The 25,890-nt window shown below is 45.7% G+C and carries 27 protein-coding genes, 1 pseudogene and 1 riboswitch; of the genes and pseudogenes, 3 read left to right on the forward strand and 25 right to left on the reverse strand.

The window, feature by feature from the left end:
• Positions 1-12: 12 nt before the first annotated feature.
• The 4 genes from der to M1D59_RS12510 form a co-directional block, all read right to left on the reverse strand.
• Positions 13-1,323, reverse strand: coding sequence for a ribosome biogenesis GTPase Der (der, locus tag M1D59_RS12495; RefSeq protein ID WP_020451968.1), 1,311 nt, complete (start codon positions 1,321-1,323; stop codon positions 13-15).
• Between the two features lie 160 nt (positions 1,324-1,483).
• On the reverse strand, positions 1,484-1,678 hold the full coding sequence (locus M1D59_RS12500; protein WP_023857457.1) for a capping complex subunit for YIEGIA: 195 nt from the start codon (positions 1,676-1,678) through the stop codon (positions 1,484-1,486).
• Positions 1,675-2,574 carry a YIEGIA family protein gene (locus M1D59_RS12505; RefSeq protein WP_458117448.1) on the reverse strand — a complete coding sequence of 300 codons (900 nt, stop codon included), beginning with the start codon at positions 2,572-2,574 and terminating at the stop codon, positions 1,675-1,677. The genes M1D59_RS12500 and M1D59_RS12505 overlap by 4 nt, the downstream gene beginning before the upstream one ends.
• Complete coding sequence (locus M1D59_RS12510) at positions 2,571-3,173, reverse strand: YphA family membrane protein (RefSeq protein WP_026579374.1); 603 nt, start codon at positions 3,171-3,173, stop codon at positions 2,571-2,573. The genes M1D59_RS12505 and M1D59_RS12510 overlap by 4 nt, the downstream gene beginning before the upstream one ends.
• Before the next feature lie 72 nt (positions 3,174-3,245).
• On the opposite strand from M1D59_RS12510, the gene M1D59_RS12515 reads away from it, so the two are divergent.
• Positions 3,246-3,377, forward strand: a complete 132-nt coding sequence (locus M1D59_RS12515; protein ID WP_003183025.1) for a YpzI family protein — start codon at positions 3,246-3,248, stop codon at positions 3,375-3,377.
• Positions 3,378-3,406: 29 nt separating this feature from the next.
• Here the strand turns inward: M1D59_RS12515 and fni are convergent, their stop codons facing one another.
• From fni to M1D59_RS12600, 17 genes and pseudogenes are all read right to left on the reverse strand, one after another.
• Positions 3,407-4,456, reverse strand: coding sequence for a type 2 isopentenyl-diphosphate Delta-isomerase (gene fni, locus M1D59_RS12520; protein WP_023857459.1), 1,050 nt, complete (start codon positions 4,454-4,456; stop codon positions 3,407-3,409).
• 15 nt (positions 4,457-4,471) lie between these two features.
• On the reverse strand, positions 4,472-5,620 hold the full coding sequence (gene rpsA / locus M1D59_RS12525) for a 30S ribosomal protein S1 (protein ID WP_023857460.1): 1,149 nt from the start codon (positions 5,618-5,620) through the stop codon (positions 4,472-4,474).
• 217 nt (positions 5,621-5,837) lie between these two features.
• Positions 5,838-6,518 carry a (d)CMP kinase gene (gene cmk, locus M1D59_RS12530; RefSeq protein ID WP_025811219.1) on the reverse strand — a complete coding sequence of 227 codons (681 nt, stop codon included), beginning with the start codon at positions 6,516-6,518 and terminating at the stop codon, positions 5,838-5,840.
• 80 nt (positions 6,519-6,598) lie between these two features.
• Positions 6,599-6,775 carry a YpfB family protein gene (locus M1D59_RS12535; RefSeq protein ID WP_023857462.1) on the reverse strand — a complete coding sequence of 59 codons (177 nt, stop codon included), beginning with the start codon at positions 6,773-6,775 and terminating at the stop codon, positions 6,599-6,601.
• Between the two features lie 162 nt (positions 6,776-6,937).
• Positions 6,938-8,291 (reverse strand): annotated as a pseudogene (gene ypeB, locus M1D59_RS12540) (germination protein YpeB).
• Positions 8,292-8,307: 16 nt separating this feature from the next.
• A complete protein-coding gene (gene sleB, locus M1D59_RS12545) occupies positions 8,308-9,225 on the reverse strand; it encodes a spore cortex-lytic enzyme (RefSeq protein ID WP_371268733.1) in 918 nt (305 codons plus the stop codon).
• Between the two features lie 186 nt (positions 9,226-9,411).
• Positions 9,412-10,080 (reverse strand): glutamic-type intramembrane protease PrsW, encoded by a 669-nt coding sequence (prsW, locus tag M1D59_RS12550; protein ID WP_023857465.1) that lies wholly within the window; start codon positions 10,078-10,080, stop codon positions 9,412-9,414.
• Between the two features lie 79 nt (positions 10,081-10,159).
• The gene (locus M1D59_RS12555) at positions 10,160-11,128 is read right to left on the reverse strand and encodes an asparaginase (protein ID WP_020451978.1); all 969 of its coding nucleotides are present in this window, start codon (positions 11,126-11,128) and stop codon (positions 10,160-10,162) included.
• A gap of 108 nt (positions 11,129-11,236) precedes the next feature.
• On the reverse strand, positions 11,237-12,202 hold the full coding sequence (locus tag M1D59_RS12560; RefSeq protein WP_023857466.1) for a YpdA family putative bacillithiol disulfide reductase: 966 nt from the start codon (positions 12,200-12,202) through the stop codon (positions 11,237-11,239).
• 89 nt (positions 12,203-12,291) lie between these two features.
• The gene (locus M1D59_RS12565) at positions 12,292-13,566 is read right to left on the reverse strand and encodes a Glu/Leu/Phe/Val family dehydrogenase (RefSeq protein ID WP_020451980.1); all 1,275 of its coding nucleotides are present in this window, start codon (positions 13,564-13,566) and stop codon (positions 12,292-12,294) included.
• A 194-nt stretch (positions 13,567-13,760) separates the two neighbouring features.
• Complete coding sequence (locus tag M1D59_RS12570; RefSeq protein WP_020451981.1) at positions 13,761-14,345, reverse strand: genetic competence negative regulator; 585 nt, start codon at positions 14,343-14,345, stop codon at positions 13,761-13,763.
• A 153-nt stretch (positions 14,346-14,498) separates the two neighbouring features.
• Positions 14,499-15,284 carry a metallophosphoesterase gene (locus M1D59_RS12575; protein ID WP_326455500.1) on the reverse strand — a complete coding sequence of 262 codons (786 nt, stop codon included), beginning with the start codon at positions 15,282-15,284 and terminating at the stop codon, positions 14,499-14,501.
• Positions 15,285-15,364: 80 nt separating this feature from the next.
• Positions 15,365-15,754 carry a YpbF family protein gene (locus M1D59_RS12580; RefSeq protein ID WP_229029999.1) on the reverse strand — a complete coding sequence of 130 codons (390 nt, stop codon included), beginning with the start codon at positions 15,752-15,754 and terminating at the stop codon, positions 15,365-15,367.
• A gap of 121 nt (positions 15,755-15,875) precedes the next feature.
• Positions 15,876-16,604: a LysM peptidoglycan-binding domain-containing protein gene (locus M1D59_RS12585; protein WP_026579370.1), complete on the reverse strand. Its 729-nt coding sequence runs from the start codon at positions 16,602-16,604 to the stop codon at positions 15,876-15,878.
• Between the two features lies 1 nt (position 16,605).
• Positions 16,606-17,250, reverse strand: coding sequence for a CPBP family intramembrane glutamic endopeptidase (locus M1D59_RS12590; RefSeq protein ID WP_020451986.1), 645 nt, complete (start codon positions 17,248-17,250; stop codon positions 16,606-16,608).
• Positions 17,244-18,740, reverse strand: a complete 1,497-nt coding sequence (locus M1D59_RS12595; RefSeq protein ID WP_149169636.1) for a RecQ family ATP-dependent DNA helicase — start codon at positions 18,738-18,740, stop codon at positions 17,244-17,246. Before M1D59_RS12595 ends, M1D59_RS12590 begins: the two co-directional genes overlap by 7 nt.
• Complete coding sequence (locus M1D59_RS12600; protein ID WP_023857471.1) at positions 18,733-19,791, reverse strand: YpbB family protein; 1,059 nt, start codon at positions 19,789-19,791, stop codon at positions 18,733-18,735. Before M1D59_RS12600 ends, M1D59_RS12595 begins: the two co-directional genes overlap by 8 nt.
• 262 nt (positions 19,792-20,053) lie before the next feature.
• On the opposite strand from M1D59_RS12600, the gene M1D59_RS12605 reads away from it, so the two are divergent.
• On the forward strand, positions 20,054-20,302 hold the full coding sequence (locus tag M1D59_RS12605) for a ferredoxin (protein ID WP_003183064.1): 249 nt from the start codon (positions 20,054-20,056) through the stop codon (positions 20,300-20,302).
• Between the two features lie 138 nt (positions 20,303-20,440).
• On the opposite strand, the gene M1D59_RS12610 is transcribed toward M1D59_RS12605, so the two are convergent.
• Entirely contained in the window at positions 20,441-21,022 is a 582-nt protein-coding gene (locus tag M1D59_RS12610; protein WP_268489276.1) for an ECF transporter S component, read from the reverse strand.
• 155 nt (positions 21,023-21,177) lie between these two features.
• Positions 21,178-21,311, reverse strand: a riboswitch (FMN riboswitch).
• A 253-nt stretch (positions 21,312-21,564) separates the two neighbouring features.
• Here M1D59_RS12610 and serA point away from each other — a divergent pair.
• Complete coding sequence (serA, locus tag M1D59_RS12615; protein WP_023857473.1) at positions 21,565-23,142, forward strand: phosphoglycerate dehydrogenase; 1,578 nt, start codon at positions 21,565-21,567, stop codon at positions 23,140-23,142.
• A 48-nt stretch (positions 23,143-23,190) separates the two neighbouring features.
• Here the strand turns inward: serA and M1D59_RS12620 are convergent, their stop codons facing one another.
• From M1D59_RS12620 to sigX, 3 genes are all read right to left on the reverse strand, one after another.
• The gene (locus tag M1D59_RS12620; protein ID WP_145645748.1) at positions 23,191-24,015 is read right to left on the reverse strand and encodes a M23 family metallopeptidase; all 825 of its coding nucleotides are present in this window, start codon (positions 24,013-24,015) and stop codon (positions 23,191-23,193) included.
• Between the two features lie 123 nt (positions 24,016-24,138).
• Positions 24,139-25,245 (reverse strand): RsiX protein, encoded by a 1,107-nt coding sequence (locus M1D59_RS12625; protein WP_268489272.1) that lies wholly within the window; start codon positions 25,243-25,245, stop codon positions 24,139-24,141.
• On the reverse strand, positions 25,181-25,765 hold the full coding sequence (sigX, locus tag M1D59_RS12630) for an RNA polymerase sigma factor SigX (RefSeq protein ID WP_023857476.1): 585 nt from the start codon (positions 25,763-25,765) through the stop codon (positions 25,181-25,183). The genes M1D59_RS12625 and sigX overlap by 65 nt, the downstream gene beginning before the upstream one ends.
• Between the last annotated feature and the right edge of the window lie 125 nt (positions 25,766-25,890).

Here is a 25,890-nt window from a genome sequence, read left to right on the forward strand (position 1 = left end):
TACTACACCTCTTTATTTTCTTGCTCTTGCGAAAATCTTGATTGGTGTTCCTTCAAATCCGAAGGCGTCGCGTATCCGGTTTTCCAAAAAGCGTTCGTAAGAAAAATGCATCAGCTCAGGATCATTGACAAATACGACAAATGTCGGCGGCTTCACAGCCACTTGTGTCGCATAATAAATTTTTAAGCGGTTGCCATTATGCGTCGGCGTCGGGTTCATAGCCACTGCATCCATAATGATATCATTAAGAATATTGGTCTGCACCCTCATCGAATGGTTTTCGCTTGCCGTCATGACTGCAGGCATCAGCGTATGGATGCGCTTTTTCGTCAAAGCGGACATAAACAAAACAGGCGCGTAGTCCAAAAATTGAAAGTGATCTCTAACCTTTTCTTCGAATTCTTTCATCGTCCGCTCGTCTTTTTCGACTGCATCCCATTTATTCACGACGATGACGACGGCTTTTCCCGCTTCATGCGCATAGCCGGCAATCCGCTTGTCCTGCTCGATGATGCCTTCTTCGCCGTCCAAGACGACGCAGACGACTTCTGAGCGGTCGATCGCCTTTAAAGCCCGGAGGACGCTGTATTTTTCAGTTGCCTCATACACTTTTCCCTTTTTTCTCATCCCGGCTGTATCAACGATGACAAAGTCTCTTTGATTGTATGTAAACCTCGTGTCAATGGCGTCGCGCGTTGTTCCCGCAATATTGCTGACGATCACGCGCTCTTCTCCAAGCATGGCGTTTACAAGAGAGGATTTTCCGACGTTCGGCCGGCCGATGAGGCAAAATTGAACGACCTCATCCTCATACTTCGTTTCGGGTATGTTTTTAAAATGTTCGCTGACCGCATCAAGCAGATCGCCGAGACCGAGGCCGTGCGTCCCTGAAATCGGGTACGGCTCGCCAAAGCCGAGGGCATAAAAATCGTAAATGTTTGCTCTCATTTCAGGATTATCCACTTTATTAACCGCCAGAACGACGGGTTTTTTTGTACGGTATAAAATTTTTGCCACTTCTTCATCAGCAGCCGTGACGCCTTCGCGGCCGTTCGTCATGAAAATAATCACATCTGCTTCTTCCATGGCGATCTCGGCCTGATGGCGAATCTGCGCCAAAAACGGCTCATCACCGACTTCGATTCCGCCTGTATCAATCAGGTTGAAGTCGTGATTCAGCCACTCGGCAGAGCTGTATATCCGATCCCGCGTCACGCCAGGTGTATCTTCCACAATCGAAATTCTTTCGCCAGCGATCCTGTTAAAGATCGTGGACTTCCCCACATTGGGCCTTCCAACTATGGCTACGACAGGTTTTCCCATAGTACCCTTCCTTTCAATTCAGTAAAGCTTTTCCATCTTTAAATGAATCATCATTTATTTCTCTTTTCAAAAAACAGTTTGAAGAAAGAAACCCTTCTTATTCCATGAGAAGGGCTTAACTCATATATTATATCAATTTCTAAAAAGATCACAACTGTAATTAAAAATGTTTCACAATCAAATAAAGGTCATCTCCTATTCCGTGGGCGATTCCGTCGAGAATGGCTTCAAGGTTTTTCGCGTACGTGTTCATTTCCTCGGGGGTGTCGCAGAAAAATGCAGCCGTCCCTCCGATCACTCGCTCTCGCCTTGTTGTGACGACGGCGAGGATGAATTTTTCGATTGATTCGCTCATTTTATCACCTTGCTGTGCTTTTCTTTAATAAATTCCATCGGTACGCGAATGGCGTTTTCCAGCGTCGGAACATCGCCGATGACCCTGATCGCCGTCTCCTTGTCCTTGATGACCGGAAGGACAAAAACCGCGACCCGCCCGTCATTCAAATCCCTTTTCGCCAGCGGCGAAAGAGAGGGTTCTCCGGAGTCTCGATACACGCCGAGCACATTGGAAACGTCGAATAAAATCGCTTGCCTTTGCCCGAGATTGGCAATGGTTACTGCGGAATTAAAATTTTTCGGCTTTAAAATAAAACCCATGCCGTGTTCCAAAATCAGCTTCTGTTTTTCAGGAAGCCCGATATTCATAATGTAAATATTGTCGACATAAAGGCCGGCTCCTTCAAAATGAGGCTTTTTATACTCTATATCGACGATGTCCTTAATAAAGCTTCCGGACATTAAGACCCTGCCCGAGATAAAACAGATGAAAGCTGCAGCAAGGCCTGCCCATACCGATGAAAACAGAATATATGCGAGGGTCGTCAGGAGCGATGTGAAAATGACAATGTAATTTCTGCTTTCAAAGGCGATCGCAATTCCTTCGATATACGTGCTGCCTCTTGAAACAAGTTCATAGCCGTCAAGCTGCGTCAATGTTTCGCGTTCCATATTCCGGACATCCCTGAATTGGGTTGCAGCCAGCGTTAAAAACGTAATCGCTGTATAATCCGATTTTAAGATCGACGGAATAATGATCGCTCCAATGCTGGCAGCGATCAAAGCCAGCGCAATATGTATCGTTTTCCCATGAAGATATGTGGGGTACTGGCGGTAGTCGGTTCGGAGCATGTACACTCTGACAACAATACCGGCGATAATTCCCAAGATGATCGGATAAGTATATTGGCTCATGACATTTTTGCTGCTCCTTTATTCAATCGCTTCCATTTGTGATAGAACTGATGCATCAGCCGTTCATACTGGGAGATTCCGTAAACGAGAACGATCCCCGCAGCGCACATTGACAGCCATGAATAACCGCCGGCTGCAATGTCTCCATAAAGCTTTCTGATGACGAATGTATACAAGAGCTCCCCCTGGCACGCACCGAGCACAAACATCCCGAGACGGGCGGCGAAGCTTCTTTCAAAAGCCGTCGTCATGATGACAAACAGAATGATGATCAGCCATTCAGGCTTTAGGATAAACCAAACAGGGTCATATAATGCAAACAGAAACAAAAAACCGTAGGCGGACACCATCGACAAATGAAGCAGGAGCCGCTTGACGCTTTTATGAAGCCTTAAATAACCGCACAGCATGAAAGCTCCTATATAAAACGACAAATAGGCGGCATTAAAATGCAGAAAGAGCTGAATCTGATACATACTTAACATGATGTTGAGCAGAATAAATGCTGACGCATAAAAGCGAAAGCTGTTTTTCTCAAGAATAAAAGTCGTTAACACCCATAAAAACCACATTGACCAATAATAATAGAATTCTTCCATATGTTTTCGTCCTCCATTTTCAGTATGGAGTGACTTGAGATTTTTTAAACGTGCGATAAGGAGGGAACAGCGTTGGGAAAAGACAGGCAGGAAAAGAAGCTGAAACAGCAGAAGCGAACCGAATCCGACCGTGACCAGTCCATCAGCTACAATGGGGCCGCCTCTCTCGAAAGTGCGGAGGACGCACGGAAGCGAAACCCGTAAAAAAACCGGCTCATGAGAAGCCGGTTTTTTTAGCGCTTGCTGTAAACAAAGGGGTCAACACCCCTCGCTTTCAGCCAATGATATGTATCGCCCTTGATGACGAGCGGTGCTTTTTTCAACTGTTCAATCGTCCGGCACCCCAAGACGGTCATGATCCTTTTTAAATCTTCGATCAGGCTCTCGATTTCGGCGGCTAACGCCTCTTCTCCCGAAGCTGTCAGCACTTGGAGAAAATAGCCCGCCATCCCCGCCGCAGACGCACCCAGCGCTATCGATTTGGCCAGATCAAGGGCATCTTGAATGCCTCCGGATGCGATAATCGGCTGATCGCCGAACAGAGAGCTGACTTCGGCCAGGCTGGCTGCTGTCGATATGCCCCATTGATCGAAAAACTGAACCGCTTTATCCCTGCGCAAATTTTCGATTTTCGAAAAATTCGTTCCTCCGAAACCGCCAACATCGACCGCCTGGACCCCAGCGTTAAAAAGCCGGGCCGCGGTGTCCCTACTCATGCCAAAGCCCACTTCTTTTACGGCGACCGGTACGCTGACATTTCGGCAGATGTCTTCAATCCGGTGCAGGCGACCTGTAAAGCTGCGGTCGCCTTCAGGCATGACAATTTCCTGAATCACATTGAGGTGAATTTGAAGCATGTCGGCTTCAATCATGTCGACCGCCCGTTTGGCCTGATCCACCGTCGCTTCGCTCCCCAAATTGGCGAATACAAGACCCTTCTGATTTTCTTTTCTGACGATCTCGTATGAAGGACGTTCATCAGGGTCTTTCAAAGCGGACATTTGCGAGCCGACAGCGACCGGTATGCCCGTTTGTGCAGCCGCCCTCGCCAAAGCCCTGTTGATCTCAAACGTCGCCTTCCCGCCCCCGCCTGTCATCGCATTGATAAAAATAGGCGAACTTAAAAACAGTTCGCCTATTTTGGTTGAAGTATCAACTTGTGACAATTCCGTTTCCGGAAGGCTGACGTGAACAAACGTAATATCATCAAGCCCGGTCTGACGTTTCTGTCCGGTGGACAAGGCATGATCAATGTGTTCTTTTTTTCTTTTTGCTCGCGTCACCATCATCACCAAATTTTACTTTAATTTATTCAGTTTGTCTCCGATCATTTCACCAAGCTGGAATCCTGAAGACTCTTCCTTCGCCTGGTATTGACGGTAATCTTCCTGCTCTGCTTTATCGGTGTTTTCTTCAAGCTCTTTCATGCTTAAAGAAATGCGCTCTTCCTCTTCGTTGACGTCAAGAACTTTCACTTTAACGTCCTGGCCTTCCTCAAGGACTTCATGAGGTGTTCCGATGTGTTTGTTCGAGATTTGCGAAATGTGGACGAGGCCTTCAACTCCAGGCAGCACTTCGACAAACGCACCGAAGCTCACCAAGCGCTGGACTTTTCCGTCCAATACGTCTCCAGGCTTCACTTTTTCGCCGATGTTGGACCAAGGCCCAGGAAGCGTTTCTTTGATTGATAGCGAAATTCGCTCATTGTCGCGGTCGACGGACAGCACTTTGACTTTGACATCCTGGCCTTCTTCGACTACGTCTGACGGTTTTTCAACGTGTGAATGCGACAGCTGGGAGATGTGAACAAGACCGTCAATGCCGCCGATGTCAACGAAAGCACCGAAATCTGTCAGGCGCTGCACTTTTCCTTCAAGTACCTGTCCCGCTTCCAGCGTTTGAAGAAAATCCTGTTTTCTTTCCGACTGCTCTTTTTCAACAACCGCACGGTGTGATAAAATCACGCGGTTTTTATCTCTGTCAAGCTCAACGACGATTAAAGTAAGCGTCTTTCCTTTATAATCTGTAAAATCTTCAACAAAATGCGCCTCTACAAGCGATGCGGGAATGAATCCGCGCACGCCGATATCGACGACCAGACCGCCTTTGACGACGTCTTTTACTTCGGCTTCAAACACTTCTTTTGACTCAAACTTTTTCTCTAGGTCTTCCCAAGCGCGGTCTGCATCAACAGCACGTTTTGATAAAATCAATGCATCGTCTTCCACTTTTGTCACTTTTAATTCAAGCTCATCGTCTACATTGACGACATCTGATGCTTTTTCAACATGAAGACTTGATAATTCACTGATTGGGATAATTCCGGTTTGCTTGCAGTTGGGGATGTCAACATCGACATGCTTGTCCTCAACTTTCGTTACAATACCTTTCACCACATCTCCAACCTCTGGTACTTGAACATCAATTTGATTCATTTCCTCTGTCATTTCAATAACCTCCTTGGTCCAAACCTACACAGCTTTTGTAAAAACGGTTATTCCGGACGAATTGATATCCGATCCGGACAGCCGATATGTATTAAAGAACCATTCAAAAATGGATATTTGAATGTTCTAAAACATGATTTATTATTACTAACTTCTAATAAAAGCCTGTGTTTGTCAAGTCAAAACATGCAGACAATAAGTAATTTGCCCGGATTTTTTATTTTTGAGCCTTTTTGTCTACAACCTGCAGGATTTTTTCGGCCACCTCATCGATCGTCAGTGAAGTCGTATCGATTTCAAGCGCATCGTCCGCTTTTTTCAACGGCGAAATCTCGCGCTCTGAATCGAGTTTGTCACGGCGCCTGATTTCTTCTGCAAGCGTTTCATAGTTTACATTGTACCCTTTTTTGACGTTTTCTTCAAAGCGGCGTTTTGCCCGCTCTTCAACGGACGCCAAAAGAAATATTTTCACTTCCGCATTCGGGAGAACGTGGGTACCGATGTCGCGGCCGTCCATGACGACGCCGCCTTTTTCAGCCAGCTGCTGCTGCCTTTTCGTCATTTCTTCGCGGATCCCGGCGTATTTGGCGACGATTGAAACCTGGTTGCTCACGTCATCCGTGCGGATCGCCTCTGTTACATCTTCGCCTGCGATATAAACCTTCTGCTCCCCTTCAGGCGAAACCGTGAGATCGATGGCAGATTCTTTTAACAAGGCCGTCAACGCCGCTTCGTCGTTTAAATCGACGCCCTTTTTCAGCGCTAAATACGTAATCGCCCTGTACATGGCACCCGTATCGATATAAATATACGACTTTTTTCCGGCCACGATTTTAGCCACGGTGCTTTTTCCGGCTGCCGCAGGGCCGTCTATTGCAATGCATAATTTCTTTTCCATAATTCCTCTCCTTGCTATCTGGTACTCCTTATAGGATTGTATCATGTATCAGGCGAAAAAGGGGAGATTTTAGCGTGAATTTACGGCTTAAATGTCTCGATCCATTCGCCGATTTTCATGTTGTTCACGCCTTCATACTGCACAACTTTTGACAGATAAGGCTCAGCCTTGGAGAAATGAAAAAGAAGCTGCACGCTGATTAATATGACCGCCTGTACGACAAGAATCTTAAATAATAACCGTTCAATTGTTTTCATAACATTCCTCCGCTGCCCGGAAAGTTTATGGCACCGGGCATGTTCAATTTTCACCGGCGGACGTTCCGCCCATACGTTCAGTATGGAAATGTTTAGGACGAATTATTCCGAATGCTAAAAAGGAAAAGGCATGTATCCGCCTTTTCCCTCTGATCTATCGTTTTACAAATCGTTATATATCGGTTCTGCACTTTTCATTTTTTGGACCTTCTCTTCCGTGCCGTCTTCAGTATTGATAAACATGCGGAATGTATCGTTTTCAATCGTGCCGAGAATTTCGTAGCAGAGCACTTCTTGTGAAAGCTCGTTTGTGACTAAAGCAAGGCGCGTCTCCTGAACCTTTACGTTGGGATTCAGGCTTGCTTTCGCTTTTTCAAGCGTTAATTTCGGCTTCGGCAAGTCTCTTTTTTTATGGGAGATTAAGAAATCCTTTGCATTAAATCCGGTAATTTCGCCGTCGTCAAGCGCGACCTTGATGCGGATGCTGTCCGGATAGAGCCAGACGCCGTCCTGGACCGGAACAAACGAAAATACGCCGACGCCGTCGTATTGCGAGCTTTCATCCATCTTCAGGTCTTCGGTTTTATAGCCGTTTTTTTTCAAAAATTGAAGGGCTTTGTTCGACGCGTCGTTCAGGCTGATTTTTTCATCTTTAATTTTTTTGTTTTGGATCAGATAAACCGGATATCCGCCTTTTTCGGTAATGTCCATATAAATATCCGCTTTTTGATCAGGGTCCTGCATGCTGATGCTGTATACATCCCTGTTCGTTTTCTTGCCGCTTTTCGACACTTTGATATTGTAATTTTTGTCCTGAGCGAATTTTTGGGCAATCTTGCGCGCTTCTTTTTCGGTTATTCTCTTGCCTTTTAAATGGTCGTACCCTTGCTGCTCTTTTTTCGTGTTCGTCATCTCTGTCGCGCTTAAATCCGTATCAGAAAACGCACTTGCGCTTTTTTCAACGGTTTTAAATCCATTAATGATCGTATTGTCGCTTTGTTTTTGGCCGGACGCGAGCGCAAGCTCTACATCCATCCATCTCAGATTTTTGTCTATAATCAAATGCTGGACATTACGCAATTCATTTTGTATATCCTTTGAATTTTCATATAGCTGATTTAAAGAAGCGTACTCTTTTTTATTAAGCGGCTCTTTGTCAAGGTCGCGCACGGCTGCTTTGTAGCTGAAATCTCCGACCTTTGCCAAAAATTCTTCTGTCTTGTTAAACGGCATTAAGGTCAGCGGCAGCTGGCTGACATTGTTATGCGCTTCAGAAGTCGTCTTCCATACTTCCGCCAAGGCGGGAGACAGGGTTTTTTTTGCTGTTCATCGCAAGTGTGCTCCCGATTTTGTCATGCAGCTGATCCACCTGATAAGTTAAATCGTGAAATGCCCTTTGATAGTTGTTTTCGGCATGAAGCAAAACGGCGTCTTTCTCCTGATGTTCCTTATAGCCCCAATAGCTTGTTCCGACGATGGCGACACCTAAAAGGGCGATTAAAATTCCTCTGATCATTTATAGCACCTCGCTTTTATTCACAGAAAATGTGTTTACCGATCCTTTTAATTTGTGGTCTGCCCCAAATCCATGAGCTAGTGGCCGTGTCAGGGTTAAAGTAGTAAGTCGCATTTTCTGACGGATCCCAGCCATTGATGGCGTCAAGAACGGCTTTTTTCGCGGTTTCATCCGGGGTCATGTAAATCTGTCCATCCGCGACAGCTGTAAATGCAAGCGGTTCAAAGATAACACCAGCCACCGTGTTCGGGAAGGTAGGGCTGTCGAGCCTGTTTAAAATAACGGCTGCAACAGCAACCTGGCCGTCATACGGTTCTCCGCGCGCTTCACCGTAAACCGCTTGGGCCAACAGATTAATGTCGTTGTTCGAGAAACCGCCCGGCATGTTGGCTGCAACGGCATCCTGTTTTTTAGGCGCCTGCTGTTTAGGTGCAGCCTTTGGCTGCGCTTGTTTTTTCGGCTGTGCAGGAGCGGCCTGCTGCTTTTGCTGCGGCTGCTTTTGGGCAGTGCCCTGCTGCTGTGCGCCCTGCTGCTGTCTTGCTTCCGCCTTTTTTCTCGCCTGCTGCTGCACTTCTTTTGAAGGCTTCGTCTGATACTTTAGCGGCAGTCCGCCGTAATGTGTAAATTGGTTTCCTTTTCGAAGTTGTCTGTGCACGTAGTCGCTGTAATATTTAGTATGATTGATTAAAAATCGTTTTGTTTTCGGCCCGACCAGGCCGTCTGTATCCTTTAAGCCGAACTGATTTTGGAAATTGCGGACGGCCCAGTATGTCGCCCATCCGTATACTCCGTCAATTCTGCCATTGTAATAGCCGTTGTATTGAAGCCTTGCCTGCAGTTCAATCACATCATCCCCTGTCGCCCCCCGCTGTATCACCTGTTCAGAAAAGGCAGCGCTTTTTTGACTGAATGGAAGTGAAAGACTGGTTGCCATAATGGTACATAAAATGACATTCAAACAAAAAGAACCTTTCGACTTCATGTTTTAAGCCTCCTCCAGCATTTTTGTACCCATATCTTTTGTAGAGAGGCAGATTTTATACACGCTTTCCTTTCTGTTTCAACTTTAGGTAAATATGCCGGACAGAAAATGAAAAAAAACCGCCTATGCTCGAGGCGGCTATTGCTGAAGAGACTGCCCGCCGGCTTTGACGGAACGGGCTTTTTTTGCTTTGCGCAAGCCGAACCACCAAAGAAACGCCATAAAGGGCAGCATAAAATAAATCCAGTTTTTTAAGGCAAGCAGAATATAATCGTAGAGACCGTGAAGCAAAGCCGGAATAAAAAGCGAGCAGAACAGCCATTTCATCTTTGTTTTACTTGAGGAAAAACGGGCTTTGCCGATGTAAAAGCCCATGATCACTCCGAATAAGGCATGGCTGGAAACCGGAAGCAAAGCGCGCATAAAAGCGTACTCCACCCCGTTCCCGATGAGATACAATATATTTTCAAGCGTCGCAAACCCCAATGAAAGGCTTGTCCCGTATACGATCCCGTCATAGTGTTCATCAAAATCGATATGCTGAAAAGCGCTGACCATCAGCAAAAACCATTTTAAAAATTCTTCCAAAAAGCCGGAAGTTAAAAATGAAACGACAAAACTGCCCTCAGAAATGTGTTCTTTTTCCAATACATACTGGATAAACATCGTCGGAAAAACGAGCAAGACCCCCAGTATAAAAAGGCGGATGACCATATGAATGGGCTCGGATTCATATTTTTCCTTTAAGTAAAAATACATTAACAGTGCGATTCCGGGAGCTAAGCCTGCTGAGATAATTCCGAACATGAGGAAACCTCTTTCCTTTTCATCTCATTCTATCCTACCATGATTCTGATTGTTTTGAAATTGAAAAAGAACGGGCCGCCTAGTAGCAGAATTTGTCTTTTATGCCTTCTTCATAGCTTGCAAGAAGGACGGCCAGTTTCATTCTCGCTTTTTTGCTGTCATAATCCTTGCCTAAGATGACACCTTTTTTCGCGAGGTCATAGCTGCTGCCCGCATAGTCATAGGTCGTATACACTTCGCCTTCCTCTGCACTCGTCGTGATGACGATATAAACGCCCTGATGTAAAGCTTGCTCAATATCGCCCACCATATTCGGCGGTACCTGTCCCCTTCCAACTCCTTCAAGGACGATCCCTGCTGCACCCTCGCGGACAGCGGCTCTGATAAACTTGCCGTCTCCATCCAGATAGCATTTGACGATATCCACTTCAGGAAGCGGTCTTTGCAGCTGATGAACATCCCTCTTTAAGGGCTTTTGATAAACGTATACTTTATCATTGTCAATAATCCCTAAGTAACCGAAGCCGAATACGTCAAAACCCTGCAGATTCGAAGCGTGCACTTTTTTAACGTAGCGCGCGTTGAAGATCCTCTCGTTAAAAACAACGACCGTGCCGGCTCCTTTTATATCTGGGCTGCACGCTGTATAAACGGCGTGTCTGATATTTGTATATGCATCTGTTCCTTGCTGCTCGGGGGCTCGTTGTGAGCCTGTGACAACGACCGGCCTCTCATCCTGCAAGGTTAAATCTAAAAAATAAGCGGTTTCTTCAAGCGTGTCCGTACCATGCGTCACAACCACGCCGTCATAGCTGCCGTCCTGAAAAACGCGTTCGACGGTTTGTTTGAGTTCTAGTAAATGCTGAAATGTAATATGCATACTCGGAAGCTGAAACGCCGGATAGACATCGATCTGGACATCTTCCGGCAGGCTGCACATTTCGGCTAATTCAGGACCGCTGATCGCCCCTGCCGCAAGCCTGCCGCTTTCGGTTTTCCGGCTGGCGATCGTTCCTCCCGTTGTAATAAGAGCCACTTTCTTTTTCATGTCAGGCTGCCCCTTTTCATGTTGGTCTGTGTGCCGATAAAAAAAGAGAGCACATCTATTTATAGAATATGCTCTCTTTTGCCTGATAAAAATCATAAAATATTGGTTTTATATTCGTTTAGCAATTTCAGCTGCAATTAAGCCGCCGTGAAAACGTCCGTTTTCAATGAAGATTTCATTTGCGTTGTTCCCGGCCGCAATAACGCCGGCGATGAAGATGCCTTCTTCGTTCGTCTCCATCGTTTCTTCATTAAAGGAAGGACGGCCCGACTCCGCGTCAATTTCGACTCCCATTTTTTGAAGGAAGCCGTGATCAGGGTGATAGCCTGTCATCGCGAATACAAAATCATTTTTGATCTTGGTCTCTTTTCCGTCGACAGAAAAAATCAGCTCTTCTTCCGTAATTTCTTTGACGACCGCCCGGAATTCCATTCTGATTTTTCCGTGCTTGACAAGCGAAAGGAATTCGGGAAGGATCCATGGTTTGATGCTGGAGGAATATTCGTTCCCTCTGTACAGAACGGTCACTCTTGCGCCCGCTTTAACGAGCTCCATCGCCGCGTCGACGCTTGAGTTTTTCCCGCCGATAACCGCAACATCTTTATCAAAATACGGATGAGCCTCTTTAAAATAATGGAACACTTTCGGAAGGTCTTCTCCCGGGACGTTCATATAGTTCGGGTTGTCATAATATCCCGTTGCGATCACGCAAAATGACGACAAATACGTATCCTTTGATGTTTCCACGACAAATTGGTTATTTTCTGTTTTTGTGACGGATTGAACTTTCTCAAACGCGTTGATCCGCAAATTTTTCCGCTTGGCGACTTCCCTGTAATAAGAAAGCGCCTGATTTCTGACCGGCTTGTGATTTTCAGTAATAAAAGCGACATCGCCAATTTCAAGTTTTTCGCTTGAGCTGAAAAAGGTTTGGTGTGTAGGATATTGATAAATGCTGTTGACGATGTTTCCTTTTTCAATGACGAGTGCATCTATTCCGATCTCTTGCATGTGAATAGCTGCTGAAAGCCCGCAGGGGCCACCGCCGATAATGATCACTTTTTCTTCTTTCATGTTCCGTTCATCTCCTGTCATATCGGGCAAATCAAAAAATCTCCTATTTTATGATAGGAGATTTTTTGGGTTGTTGCAAATGTTTGAACCTATATCCAGCCTCTGAAGCGGGATGCTTCCGCCATCTTGCGGACGCCCACCATATAGGCTGCAAGCCGCATGTCGATTCTGCGGTTGTGCGCCATTTCGTAAATATTGTTGAACGACTTGACCATCATTTTTTCCAAACGTTCTTCAACTTCTTCTTCAGTCCAGTAGAATCCCTGGTTGTTTTGCACCCACTCAAAATACGATACGGTTACACCGCCGGCGCTTGCCAGCACGTCCGGTACAAGAAGAATGCCGCGGTCGGAAAGAATTTTCGTCGCTTCGAGCGTCGTCGGGCCGTTGGCTGCTTCGACAACGATTTTCGCCTTGATGTTATGGGCGTTTTCCGCGGTAATTTGATTTTCTATTGCAGCCGGCACCAGAATGTCGCATTCCAGTTCCAGCAGTTCTTTGTTTGTAATGGTGTCATTAAACAGCTTTGTGACCGTCCCAAAGCTGTCCCGGCGGTCAAGCAGGTAATCGATGTCAAGCCCTTCAGGATCATACAGGCCGCCGTATGCATCAGAAATGCCGACAACTTTTGCACCCGCGTCATACATGAATTTCGCAAGGTAGCTTCCCGCATTTCCGAACCCCTGCACGACGACAGAAGCTCCCTCAATGTCGATGTCTTTCTTTTTCGCCGCCTCTTTAATGCAGATTGTAACCCCTTTTGCTGTCGCAGATTCTCTGCCGTGAGAACCACCTAAAACGAGCGGTTTGCCGGTAATGAAGCCCGGCGAGTTGAATTCGTCGATTCTTGAATATTCGTCCATCATCCATGCCATGATTTGAGAATTGGTAAATACATCGGGAGCCGGCACGTCTTTTGTCGGTCCGACAATTTGGCTGATCGCCCGGACGTACCCTCTGCTTAAACGTTCCAGTTCAGGAAAGGACATATCCCGCGGATCACAGATGATCCCGCCCTTTCCGCCTCCATATGGAAGGTCGATGATGCCACATTTCAGACTCATCCAAATAGAAAGCGCTTTAACTTCTTTTTCTGTAACTCCCGGATGAAAACGGATGCCGCCTTTTGTCGGCCCTACTGCATCATTGTGCTGGGCTCGGTAGCCCGTGAAAATCTTAACAGATCCATCGTCCATGCGAACCGGAATTTTCACCGTTAAAAAACGGATCGGTTCTTTTAGTAATTCATACACCTCTTCAGGATACCCCAATTTTTCAAGCGCCTTATGTATCACCGTTTGCGTTGATTTCAAAACGTCATGTGTGTTTTCTTCAGTATGACCGGTGTTTTGATCGGCTACCATTATAAGTTAACCTCCTAAAGTCTTTCTGGCATGTTGTCCTTTCAGAGAATAGTATACACCCTTGCACTAATCATGCAAAGAACAATCAACCATTTTTCGTGAAAATATTCGAGAAAAATCTTTTTTTTATATTCTTATTTTCGGCAGAAAAAAACTGCTGTTTAACACAGCAGAATATCTTTTTTGAATGCGGGCTATTTGAAATATGTCTGAATGGTCTGAACGGCATTGTTTTCCATGATTTTCTTTCCGTATTCCTGAAGCCTGTAAATCGTTAAAGTCGTCGGATTCCCATATTCGGCTAAAATCGAAATCACGCCGTCAGCCTCATGGGAGTCAAAATCGTCGAGACTTAAGAAATACCTGTCTTCATAGTGGTAGACTGTCCCGCCTTGAATACCGATGCGGTCCAGGTTTTTGGAAAGTTCAATCAGATGCTCAAACGTTTGAAATTCATATATAATGTCAACACTTTCGCCAAGTTTGACTTGCATTTCAATATAGTCCTCATCATACTCATTATCGTCTTCATCTGTTTCTTGATTTTTTGTGACAATGATGACCATTCCTTGTGCTTGAAGAGAATACACTTCAACAGCGATTGGGCCATTCGCTTCGAACCCGAGCTCTGTATTCGCTTCGTTCATCATGTCTTTAAACAGCTGCTGAACTTTAAATGAGTCTTTCCAAAGGTCTTCTTTCGTCAGCCCCCGGTCTGTCAGATCGTCAAGTGTCAGAAAGATTTTGATCTTATTATAATTTAGACGCTCAAGCCGCATAACGTTCCCTCCTGCCTCTTCTTGCACACATCATATATCTTATTATATGGAGATGATGAGTCATAGGTTCTTAATTTTGATACCAGTTTACACTGTGTTTGGGCGGAAGACAAGCACAATGCCGCCTTTTCGTTCCTTTTCAGTGAAAAAGCATCAGTTTCCTTCCATGCAGGGTTCCGGGACCAGCTTAATCAGATGGGTTTCCGGCCTCGCTCCCAGCCGTAGCGGAAGCTTCGATGTGCCATAGCCGTTGCTGATCAAGTACGGCGCCTGATGAACGGTTCCGGTTCCTCCGATTTCACAGAGCCCGAATCTGCCGAGGCGAATCTGTCCTCCGTGGGTATGACCGCTCAATATGAGATCAATACCGTCCGTCTCCTGTATTTGATGATGAATCTCCGGATTATGTGACACAAGGATGGTCGGAAAATCCTGCTGCACGCCTCTGAGCGCTGCCGGGTAATCATCCAATTCGAGCCTGATGTCATCCACTCCGCAAATATTGACGGCTTGTCCTTGATGGTCATGCAAAACCGAAGCATTGCGCAAAGGCGTTACGCCGTGTGCCCTGAATATTTCCTGCAGCCTTTCCTGATCAACTTCATAATCGTTATTTCCCCATACAAAATACGTTTTTCCCAAACTTGAAAGCCTTTTGATATTTTCTTCAATTCTCGAATAAGGAACGCCGCCCTCCGCTAAGTCGCCGCCGATCAAGACGAGCTGAACCCCGTGTTCTTTCACTTCACGAATAATGTCTTCACTGACTGTCCGCCTATGAATATCCGAAATAAAAAAGACGGTCAATTCGTTATTTAGGCGCCTGAGCGAAAACTCGGCTTTCAATACCCGGTTTTCTCGCGCGATACCTGACATTTTCCACACTAAAGCAGCAAAACCGATGAAAACGGCCGAAGCCAGACTGAGCCAATAGATCATGTGCATTCTCCAATCTGTTTTGTTTATCATAAGACGGCTTTATGCAAAAAGACGTTTCTTTTAATAAGAAAACGTCTTTTTTATTTGCTTTCGAAATAAAGATTAATGTCATACTGCTGTTTCATGATCTTAAAAACCGTTTCCCTTGATTTCCACTCTTCAGGCTGGGGCCATAAATCCGTGCTTTTCTGAATAATCTCGCATCTCAGCTTATGAAATTCCCCTTCTGCTTTTTCTTCCTTCTTTTTAAAATAGTAAGCGGTGCTGTATGCAAAAGCGGCCGACAAAATCCAAAGCAGGTAGACGGAGTCATTCAGCAAGCCGGAAAGGAAGCCGTTTTGCCCGAGCCCTTTTGACGCTGCAAACAAACAAAACGAAACCGCGCATATCGCCGCCAGCGCCTGCCACCTGAATGTCTGTCTGGCATAGTTTTCGTACTTTTTCTTCCTTTTAATTAAGGCGCGGAGCATTTGTTTCGTCGGTTCGTCCGTAAAACGGTTCAGCTCTTCAAGCTCGCTTCCCACAGTCCTCACACCTTGTCCTATTTGATAGTACAATGTATATGTATTCGCGGGCAAAATGATGCCATTGTTAATAAATTGGGATATTCAGAATCTGGCCGGTGTAGACATTGTTGCCTGATAATTGATTATAATTGCGGATTTTTTCCTCTCCTGACCGGTTCTTATAATATTTCATCGAAATCCGATAAAGCGTCTCTTTTTCGCCAACCGTGTGCTTCAGCACCTTTTTGGGCTGCGGCGCTTGCTGAACGGGCGGCGTTTGAGCTGCGCTTGCCGTTTTCTTCTCTTGTTCCGCAGGCTGCTTCGGTGCGGTAGGCTTCTTTGCAGCGACAGGCTTCTCCTCAGCTTTTTTTGCCTCTTTAGGCTGCTCTTTTTCCTTTTGCTCGTCTTTTTTTGACGGTTCATCCTCTTTATTTTCCGATTGTTTGTTCTCTTTCAGCTTTTCTTCTTGAAGGGCGGCGGCTGTATGCTGCGAAGCCGCCTTTTGATCCGCTTCTTGTTCACCGTTTTGATTTTCATTCGTCATTCCCGTCTCACCGGATTTGTTTTCATAAAACACATTATCATACTGATCAGAGTTGGAATCGCCGCCTTTGTCTTGGTTCAGCATGTACATAAACACCACGAAGACGATGATCGGAATGAAAACAAACATGACTGCAAGTGACGTGAATAGCGGATTTCTGTCTTTATTCTTTTTTTTGCTGTGCTTCTTTTTTTTGTGATACGTCTGCCTGGAAGGAATGTCATCATCAGGTGTCTTCAGTTCAACAGCCGCGGCCGCCTCCCGGCTCATTTCAGCACGGGTCTTCTCCTGCTCCTTCTTCTTCCTCTCTATCCTTGACATCTCCGTCATGCGAACTCCTCCTTACGTGTTGAAAACGAATCTGGCACGCAAATACAACATCGATCAAAAAGTGTGCCGTCACAGGAACGAATAAATTCCCTGTCCATTCAAAGCTCAATCCGAGCAAAAAGCTGATGGACACAACCATTACAAACAGCAGCCATTTTTTCAAATAACGAAAATGCAAAATCGCGAAAATAATGCTCGCTGCCCAGAGACCGAAATGCGTCTGAATAACGCCTCTGAACAATATTTCCTCTGCAAATGCAATGAAAAGGGTAAGAATCACGATATGCGGGTACGAGCGTTCACGAAAAAGCTTTTCATTTATCCCTTCATCGTCATACATATGCTTCGGAGCCCATTTCATCACCATCAGGTCGGCGATAATCACGAGAGCCGCGAGCGGCGCCCCGTATTTCAAGATGCTCAAGTCCGATGGATTCCAAAGCGACAAAAAATCGTCTGCATCATCAAATAAAAAGATGCCCATCAATAATGCGGTAAAAAGCATCAGCATCTGGGAAAAATAGAGCTGTTTCAGCATTTCCCTGTCTGACAGGCGACGTATGATTTCCGACTGCTTTTTCAGCATACACGATCACAGCTGGCGGCAAATATGGCATCTAATTCTTCTTCCCACGCTGTCAATTTGTTCATAGACGGACGGTCTCCTTTGGCTTCGTATGCTTCAAGACTTAAACCGCAGGATGTACAGCACGCTGTGTCATCCGTTTCCAGCGGTTCTTTTTGTTCATTAAAATAAGCGAGCAAGCTTTCCCTGAAACACCCTTCGCTTTCGGTGACGGCGGCGAACCCAGCCGCTTTTTTCAACTTGAGCTCCCTGCGGCTGTCCATCTCCCTCTGAATGACCGCCCGGCCGTCGTCGCCAAGGTGATGCACCTTCTGATAAAGATGTAGAAAATGGCGGGCTTGCGTTTCAGATAAACCAGCCTGCTGTAGAACTTCCCGCCGGTTTCGCTCATCTTTCACTCCGGCAAGCTTTTCGTATAAAAAGCCGATATCACTTTGAGAGAGTGCTTCCATTTGAATGAGCTGCTCCTGGATTTCCTCGTCTCCCGGTGCTTTCAGCAAAATGCTGACGCTCTGCTTTCCATCCCTGCCCGCACGTCCGATTTCCTGCAGATACGCCTCTGTCGTCTGCGGGAGGCTGAAATGGATCACATATCTGACATCAGGCTTGTCAACTCCCATACCGAAGGCGTTCGTGCAGCAGACTACATCAAGCTGGTTGCGAATGAACTGCTGCTGAATCAGCATCCTGTCGCTTGCCTCCATCCCGCCATGATAAAATCCCGTTCTCAATTTTGTCTCATCACGAAGCTTGTCAGCCAGTTCTTCAGCCCATTTTCTTGTCGGGCAATAAACAAGACCGGGACCTTGTAGCTTTTGAACCAGCCCTGTCAGTCGCTCCGTCTTCTCAGCGGTATCCCGCAACTTTTCAATATGAAGCGCAATGTTCGGGCGATCAACGGAATGGATCAAATAATTGGCGCCTTTAAGCCCCAGCATATTGGAAATGTCCTTCAATGTCGCTTCGGTTGCCGTCGCTGTAAGCGCCAGGGTGACGGGATGACCGAGGAGCGCCTTGATGTCTCCAAGCTTCGAATAATCAGGCCTGAAATCATGCCCCCATTGTGAAATGCAGTGAGCTTCATCAACGACAAAAAGGCTGACATTGAGCAATTGAAGCTTTTTTAGCACTTGGCCGGATTGGAGGGCTTCTGGTGAAATATACAGATATTTGAGGCTGTGAAGCCGACTTAATACGTCATTTTTTTCCTGGTGTGTCAAAGCGCTGTTCAAGGCCGCGGCCCGCTTCTCTCCGCGCATTTTTAATTGCTGCACCTGGTCTTCCATTAAAGACAAAAGCGGTGAGACGATCAGGACGGTTCCGTCTTTCAACAATCCGGGAAGCTGGTAGCACAGCGATTTCCCGCCTCCTGTCGGAAGCATCGCCACCGTGTCCCGCCCCTCCAGCACGCTTTTGATGATCTTTTCCTGGCCGTTTTTAAAAGTATGATAACCAAAGTACCGGCGGAGCGCCTGATGAAGTTTATCCATTCCTGATCACCGTTTTCGACAAGGCCAGGCGGATTTTAAAATAGCTGTATCGGCCGCCGAGCCCCTCTTTAATTTGTCTGATTTTATTGGTTTGGTTCGCTTTCGCATAATCGGCAATGATTTTCTGCTCCTCTTTCGACACGTACTGATCGATGGAAAAAGACGGATCATGAATGGCAATTTCCACAATGTGATCCTCGATCGTCGCCGCTTTCAGCTTTCGAATGTCTGCGATCCGGTCTATTGTATGCCCTTCTTTTATAAGAAAAAGCGTTTTTCTCGTCGATTGTGTCAAGCCATCATTCAAAGGAATGTCCTGAATAAGCGTTTGAAAAAGCGGACTTTCACCATTTTGGGCGGATTGAATAAAATGATGCAGAACATCCCAAAACAGTGCATATATGTACCACTCATCAAGGTCCATTTTTTCGGAAAGCTGTCTAAATGTATAGCCCGCTTTTGCCCCGGAAGTCAGGGAGTGGACAAAAATAGCGGCCTGTTCATCATCGTTCAAAACAGACAGCTTCTCTTTCAGCTCATGGTGAAACTGGGCTGCTGTTTCAGCGGCATTCCGGCTTCTTAAATATTGTTTAACCCAGTTCTGAATCTGATAATCTTTTACGATCGGTAAATACACGCGTTCGCGGTAAAGTTTGTTGGAGAGCACCTGAATCAAAAGCGACATCCTTGCCCACATGATTTTGGCTGCCGCCTGATAATAGCCGCCGTGAAAATGGCGGGGCCACGGGTAAAGGGCAAAAAAGCCGGCAAGTTCCGCTTCTCCTTTTTCGGTGACGATGTAAGCGCCGCTTTCCGCTTTTTCTCTGACCAAAGACTCCTGTTTCAATTGTTGAACGCTGACTGTCACCTGCTCTCTGGATAGAGCCGAACAAAAGCCAAAGTATTTTGAAACGGCAAATAAACCGGCGTCCTGTATCGTCTGTGACGACCTTTTTCCTTTTAATAAATGATAGACCGCGCTTGAAGAACGCTCACCCTTCATGGATGACAGAATGTCGAGCACAATGGCGTCAAAAAAATGAACCGGCATATCATCACCTACAATCTTCCGGCACATTCGATCTTTTCTTCTTTTTATTTTAACAGATTTTGCGGAGAAATCGACGTTTAAACTCATATAAAAGGGGTATGTTAGCAGTAGAACCCTTGTGTGATAAGCATTCTCAATATTTTTGAGTTGAAATGTAAGATTAACACCATTACAATAAGGAATGGGAATAGGTTTCATATCGGATAGATAGAGGGTTAAACCATTTGTTCCAACGAAGAACAATCTGGGAGGTTTTTTATTCATGCCAAAATATACAATTGTAGACAAAGATACGTGCATCGCATGCGGAGCTTGTGGTGCTGCGGCTCCTGATATTTATGATTACGACGATGAGGGAATCGCGTTTGTCACCCTTGACGACAATCAGGGTGTCGTCGAAGTCCCTGACGTCTTGGAAGAAGACATGATGGACGCATTTGAAGGCTGTCCTACAGATTCGATCAAAGTTGCGGATGAGCCGTTCGAAGGCGACCCGCTTAAACACGAATAAAGCAAAAAAACATCCGGTGCACAAAGTGCCGGATGTTTTTTTATCAGATAAGCACTGCTTCGCCAACAAGCAAAAAGAAGCCGGCTCCTTCTGCAGCTGAAAATGCCCGGCACTGTGCCGGGCATTTTTCATGTCTATTTATTTGGTGGCCATGCGGACGTTTTCCTTCAGCCGCGGCTTCAACGAAAGGAAAATCGGCGTGGACACGAGAGCCACAGCGATGCCTTTGATGAAATTAAATGGCAGGATTCCGGCCAAAACTGTGGTTTTGAGCGCTTCTCCCGATAGCACTGGAGCATTTAAAAACCAAGTGTAGGCAGGCAGAAATAATAGATAATTTAAAATGCTCATCGAAACGGCCATCACAAGCGTCCCTGCGAAAAGAGCTGTGACAAACCCTTTGGCAGAACTTGATTTTTTAAGCAGCACAGCCGCCGGCAGGATAAACAATGTTCCGGCAATGAAGTTAGCCGCCTGATCAATCGGAACGCCTGAGGCGCTTCCGGCAATAAAGTAATTCAGCACGTTTTTGATCGCTTCAACAGCAATTCCGGCTCCCGGACCATACAAAATAACAGCGAGCAGTGCCGGGATATCACTAAAATCGATTTTTAAATACGGGAATGCCCCCAAGATCGGAAAACTCAGCATCATTAAAATAAATGCGATGCTGCTCAGCATGCTGATTGAGACGAGACGTCTCACCTTGTTGTGTTTCATTTTGTCACTCTCTCCTTTTCGATCACATCTCACGAAAAGAGGAATGGTTCTTTCCCCCTGCCCTAAACAAAAAACCCGCTTTATTGAAAAAGCGGGGCTGTTTTACAGACAGGTCAAATAAACGTTTGAAAATATCATTTCAAAACGCACGGAACCTCCATCTTCTCCCATCCAGACTATACTGTCGGCTTCGGAATCGCACCGAATCCTGCCCCTAAAGAGGCTCGCGGGCTTAGAGCGCTTGCTCATCACCGCCGGTAGGGAATTTCACCCTGCCCCGAAGATTGATCTTATTTATTTTTGATACTGATATTATTATAAATGAATTGTGAAAAAATGTACAGATTCAAAGCTTATTGAGCTGTTTTGGGACGTCCTTCAGGATATTTCGGCAAACTCACTTTTTCCACACACTAAAAACCGCACATTCACAGTTATTTCATTTTTAATTTTCGTCTTTCCGCGCGAAACTCATTGACACCCTTTATGGAATATGGTAAATTATCAGATATTTATGACGCTTATTTAGGAGGAAATCTTACATGTTTCGAGTATTGGTCTCAGATAAAATGTCCAGCGACGGCCTCAAACCATTAATGGAAGCAGATTTTATTGAAATTGTAGAAAAGAATGTTGCGGAAGCGGAAGACGAGCTTCATACGTTTGACGCTCTCTTGGTGCGGAGCGCCACGAAGGTGACCGAAGAATTGTTTAAAAAGATGACTTCGCTAAAAATTGTTGCCAGAGCAGGTGTCGGCGTCGACAATATCGATATTGACGAGGCGACAAAGCACGGTGTCATCGTCGTAAACGCGCCAAACGGAAATACAATTTCAACTGCTGAACATACTTTTGCAATGTTTTCAGCGTTAATGAGACATATTCCGCAGGCAAACATCTCCGTTAAATCCAGGGAGTGGAATCGTTCGGCTTACGTCGGTTCAGAGCTTTACGGAAAAACGCTCGGCATCATCGGAATGGGCCGCATTGGAAGCGAAATCGCGAGCCGCGCAAAAGCGTTCGGCATGACCGTTCATGTATTTGACCCGTTCCTGACGCAAGAAAGGGCAAGCAAGCTCGGCGTTAACGCGAACAGCTTTGAAGAAGTTCTGGCATGCGCTGACATTATTACAGTTCATACCCCGCTCACAAAAGAAACGAAGGGACTTTTGAACAAAGAAACCATCGCAAAGACGAAAAAAGGCGTTCGTCTCGTGAACTGTGCAAGAGGCGGGATCATCGATGAAGCGGCGCTTTTGGAAGCTTTGGAAAGCGGACATGTCGCAGGCGCTGCCCTCGATGTGTTTGAAGTCGAGCCTCCGGTCGATTCAAAACTGATCGATCATCCGCTTGTGGTCGCGACTCCTCACTTGGGCGCTTCAACGAAAGAAGCTCAGCTGAATGTCGCTGCACAAGTTTCCGAAGAAGTCCTTCAATATGCGCAAGGAAATCCTGTGATGTCCGCGATCAACCTTCCGGCCATGACAAAGGATTCATTCGAAAAAATCCAGCCTTATCATCAGTTTGCCAATACGATCGGAAACCTTGTGTCTCAGTGTATGAATGAGCCTGTTCAAGATGTAGCCATTCAATATGAAGGCTCTATCGCCAAGCTTGAAACGTCATTTATTACGAAAAGCCTTTTGGCCGGATTCCTGAAGCCGAGGGTCGCGGCTACCGTCAACGAAGTGAATGCCGGCACTGTCGCGAAAGAGCGCGGCATCAGCTTCAGCGAAAAAATTTCTTCCAATGAGTCAGGCTATGAAAACTGCATTTCTGTGACTGTCACCGGAGATGTGACGACATTCTCTTTAAGAGCGACGTACATTCCGCACTTCGGCGGTCGCATCGTTGCCTTAAACGGCTTTGATATCGATTTTTATCCGGCTGGACACCTTGTGTATATTCACCACCAGGATAAACCGGGGGCTATCGGCCATGTCGGACGAATTTTAGGAGACCATGACATCAACATCGCCACTATGCAGGTGGGCCGAAAAGAAAAAGGCGGAGAAGCGATCATGATGCTTTCATTTGACCGCCACCTTGAGGACGATATTTTAAATGAGCTGAAAAACATCCCGGATATCGTGTCTGTTAAAGTCATCGACCTTCCTTAATAAAAAGCCCCGGAACCTGAAAGAAATTCCTTTCGGGTTCCGTTTTTTTTAGGAACTCTCCCTGATCTCAAGCAGCTGGCGGGGATAAATCTGCTCGCCTTTCAAATCGTTCCATTCTTTGAGGTGCCGGACAGTAACGCCCATTTTTTCGGCGATATGATGAAGCGTATCCCCTTTCTGCACCACATATGTGCCGGTCTTCGGTTCATCGTCATGAAGGCGGAGTGTTTGGCCGGCCTTAAGCTTCGAATGTTTCAACCCGTTTATTCTCATGATCTCCTCGATAGATATACCGCTATCCTTGCTGATTTTCCAGAGCGTGTCCCCTTTTTGAACAGTTACGGCACCGCTCATTGTCCCGGTGTTTTGATGAACGTGGACCGAATTTTGCTGGAACGCTTCTTCACGAAGCACCGTCAGCGGATTGATTGCATATCTTTTATCTTCAGTCCATGAACCGTAATGCATTTCAAAATGCAGGTGGGTTCCGGTCGATATTCCCGTATTGCCGATGATTCCGATTTGCTCGCCTTTTTTCACCCGTTCTTTTTCCTTTTTCAGGCGCTTGCTTAAGTGGGCATAAACGGTTTCATATCCGTTGTCATGTTTGATAAATATCACGTGGCCGTAGGAGTCCGATTGATACGATTTGCTTACCGTTCCGTCTGCGGCTGCCGCTACAGCTTCCCCTTCAGGAGCGGCAATGTCAAGCCCCTTATGTTTTCCGTCTCTCGTCCCGAATTGATCTGTGATCTCCCCTTTAATCGGTTCAATCCACTCTGAAGCTGCCGCTCCCGGCGTAGTGACGAGAAACGCAAGCCCCGAAAGCCATGCGATCGCGAACAGGAAGTTTTGATGTCTGAGTATCTTCAAGGGTTTCCATATCCTCCTATTACAAGCATCTGCGGTAAAATTCCCCCGATTCGGAGACAGCTTAGTATACTTCCAAATCAATACATTTTATACATCAAAAAAAGACTCCGCGCGGGGAGTCTTTTAGCTTTCTATCGTTATCGGATTCGGTGCGTAAGGAACCTGTACAGATTTCGACAAGTCATAGGCGCCGACCTTGGTTGTGGATGCATTTTTAAATTTCACTTTTGTGAACCCGAAATCTTTGGCGGTCAATAGAAGGCCTTCCACCATCAAAACGTCTTTAGGTTTATTTTCAATATTCGCGGAGGAAGAAAATTGAATGATCAGTTCTTTTCCATTCTTTTGAATATCTTCAATCTTTGTATCATCGGATAGAATGGGTTGTAAATGAGTGCCGCTTTCTTTAACTTTCATCATCTTTATCGCTTCCTGCACCGTTTCGTAAGATTCGCTTGAAGGTGCAAGGAACCGGCGTCCATCAGAGCTTTCATATAAATAGTAGCCTTTTTGCGTCTGATGCATAATCGCCATATCAGCGAGCATTCCGAATGATTCAAATTCAACGCCAGATTCATCATCGGAAATAAACAAAACAGAATCATATGAACCCCATTTAAAGGTTTCGTTGATCACATTTTTCAGCCGTTCGAAATCTTCCACTGAAAGCTCCGGTATTTTTTCATTTACTTGAATCGTCAGTTTTTTACCGTTTTTCTGTTCTTTGAACTTCACCTGATCAAGATAAGATGTATCAAATGATGTAAATTGGTCCACTTTAAGCCGGCTGTATGCGTGAAGTGCATCTTCAAGATTCGTCATGCTTATGCTTTTCTCAAGACTTATCGGGACAACGACAGACTTGGACTTGTCAAGGAAAGCGAAGGTGATATAGTCGTCTTTTTCATTCTGGGAGACGACAAACGTATTTGCAGGTTCAGACTTGGCAGCATCAGCCTCCGTCTGCACCAATTTTCCGTCAGATGAAATGTTGGCGTCGGCGCTGTTTTGAGATCTGATCTGTTCGATTAATTGAGGAGTGATCAGCATCAGAAGAAAGAGAACCAAAACTGTAGCAGCAAATGCGCCGACCCGTTTTTTCGGTGATTTACGCTTTGGTGCGAAAATCAGCTTTTGATAGATCTGATTTGCCGAACGATTATCCTTAACCGTTGGAAGTTGGCTTAGTAACGCCTTCAGCCGTTCTTCGTTCCATTCTGACTTCTTCATTCTTTGGATCCTCCTTCAAAAGCTCCATCTGTTTACGAAGCACTTTCAGACCGCGGTGCTGAGTGGTTTTCACCTTGCTTTCGGAAAAATTTAAGGCTTTTGCCGTTTCACTGATCGAATACCCTTGGATAAACCGCAATACGATAACGGATCTTTGATCAAGCGTACACCTGTCAAGGGCCTCGAAAATTTCCTTCAGGTTTTCATTCTGCATCACGATGTCCTCAGGCAGAGGCTTGCGGTCTTTTACATCTTGCTTCTCCCAGTCAAACGTCCCCAAAATCCGCTGGCGGATCGTCTGCTGCTTTCTGAACCAGTCGATCGCAACGTGCCGCGCAATCGAAAGAAGCCAGGTTTTTTCGCTGCTTCTGCCTTCAAATGTTTCATAAGAATGCAGGACGCGGATGTATACTTCCTGAACTAAGTCTTCTGCCTGGTTTTTGTCTTTTACCATATAAAATAAAAACTGAAATAAATCCTGATGATACTGATCATATATTTTCTGAAAGGTTTCTTCCACCTGAAACCCCTCCGTTCAATTTATTGTCGTTTGTCAATCTTAAAAGGTTACATTACAACTATTACAACTATATTACGAACATATGAAAATGGAAAGGGGGTTTAACTAAAGTTAAGCTTAATTTT

The sequence above is a fragment of the Bacillus sp. PK6-026 genome (assembly GCF_054161455.1).

Coding starts and splice junctions, on each gene's coding strand:
- M1D59_RS12560 (WP_023857466.1), bottom strand. CDS start 12,202: ATGAAAGAAGAAAAAGTGATCATTATCGGCGGTGGCCCCTGCGGGCTT.
- rpsA (WP_023857460.1), bottom strand. CDS start 5,620: ATGACAGAGGAAATGAATCAAATTGATGTTCAAGTACCAGAGGTTGGA.
- M1D59_RS12590 (WP_020451986.1), bottom strand. CDS start 17,250: ATGCTGAAAAAGCAGTCGGAAATCATACGTCGCCTGTCAGACAGGGAA.
- M1D59_RS12610 (WP_268489276.1), bottom strand. CDS start 21,022: ATGAAACACAACAAGGTGAGACGTCTCGTCTCAATCAGCATGCTGAGC.
- M1D59_RS12505 (WP_458117448.1), bottom strand. CDS start 2,574: ATGAGCCAATATACTTATCCGATCATCTTGGGAATTATCGCCGGTATT.
- M1D59_RS12625 (WP_268489272.1), bottom strand. CDS start 25,245: ATGAAGAAGTCAGAATGGAACGAAGAACGGCTGAAGGCGTTACTAAGC.
- sleB (WP_371268733.1), bottom strand. CDS start 9,225: ATGGCAACCAGTCTTTCACTTCCATTCAGTCAAAAAAGCGCTGCCTTT.
- M1D59_RS12575 (WP_326455500.1), bottom strand. CDS start 15,284: ATGATCTATTGGCTCAGTCTGGCTTCGGCCGTTTTCATCGGTTTTGCT.
- serA (WP_023857473.1), top strand. CDS start 21,565: ATGTTTCGAGTATTGGTCTCAGATAAAATGTCCAGCGACGGCCTCAAA.
- M1D59_RS12580 (WP_229029999.1), bottom strand. CDS start 15,754: ATGCTCCGCGCCTTAATTAAAAGGAAGAAAAAGTACGAAAACTATGCC.
- M1D59_RS12600 (WP_023857471.1), bottom strand. CDS start 19,791: ATGCCGGTTCATTTTTTTGACGCCATTGTGCTCGACATTCTGTCATCC.
- M1D59_RS12500 (WP_023857457.1), bottom strand. CDS start 1,678: ATGAGCGAATCAATCGAAAAATTCATCCTCGCCGTCGTCACAACAAGG.
- M1D59_RS12585 (WP_026579370.1), bottom strand. CDS start 16,604: ATGAGCCGGGAGGCGGCCGCGGCTGTTGAACTGAAGACACCTGATGAT.
- cmk (WP_025811219.1), bottom strand. CDS start 6,518: ATGGAAAAGAAATTATGCATTGCAATAGACGGCCCTGCGGCAGCCGGA.
- M1D59_RS12535 (WP_023857462.1), bottom strand. CDS start 6,775: ATGAAAACAATTGAACGGTTATTATTTAAGATTCTTGTCGTACAGGCG.
- prsW (WP_023857465.1), bottom strand. CDS start 10,080: ATGTTCGGAATTATCTCAGCAGGCTTAGCTCCCGGAATCGCACTGTTA.
- M1D59_RS12510 (WP_026579374.1), bottom strand. CDS start 3,173: ATGGAAGAATTCTATTATTATTGGTCAATGTGGTTTTTATGGGTGTTA.
- M1D59_RS12595 (WP_149169636.1), bottom strand. CDS start 18,740: ATGGATAAACTTCATCAGGCGCTCCGCCGGTACTTTGGTTATCATACT.
- M1D59_RS12555 (WP_020451978.1), bottom strand. CDS start 11,128: ATGAAAAAGAAAGTGGCTCTTATTACAACGGGAGGAACGATCGCCAGC.
- M1D59_RS12565 (WP_020451980.1), bottom strand. CDS start 13,566: ATGGTAGCCGATCAAAACACCGGTCATACTGAAGAAAACACACATGAC.
- M1D59_RS12570 (WP_020451981.1), bottom strand. CDS start 14,345: ATGCGGCTTGAGCGTCTAAATTATAATAAGATCAAAATCTTTCTGACA.
- der (WP_020451968.1), bottom strand. CDS start 1,323: ATGGGAAAACCTGTCGTAGCCATAGTTGGAAGGCCCAATGTGGGGAAG.
- M1D59_RS12605 (WP_003183064.1), top strand. CDS start 20,054: ATGCCAAAATATACAATTGTAGACAAAGATACGTGCATCGCATGCGGA.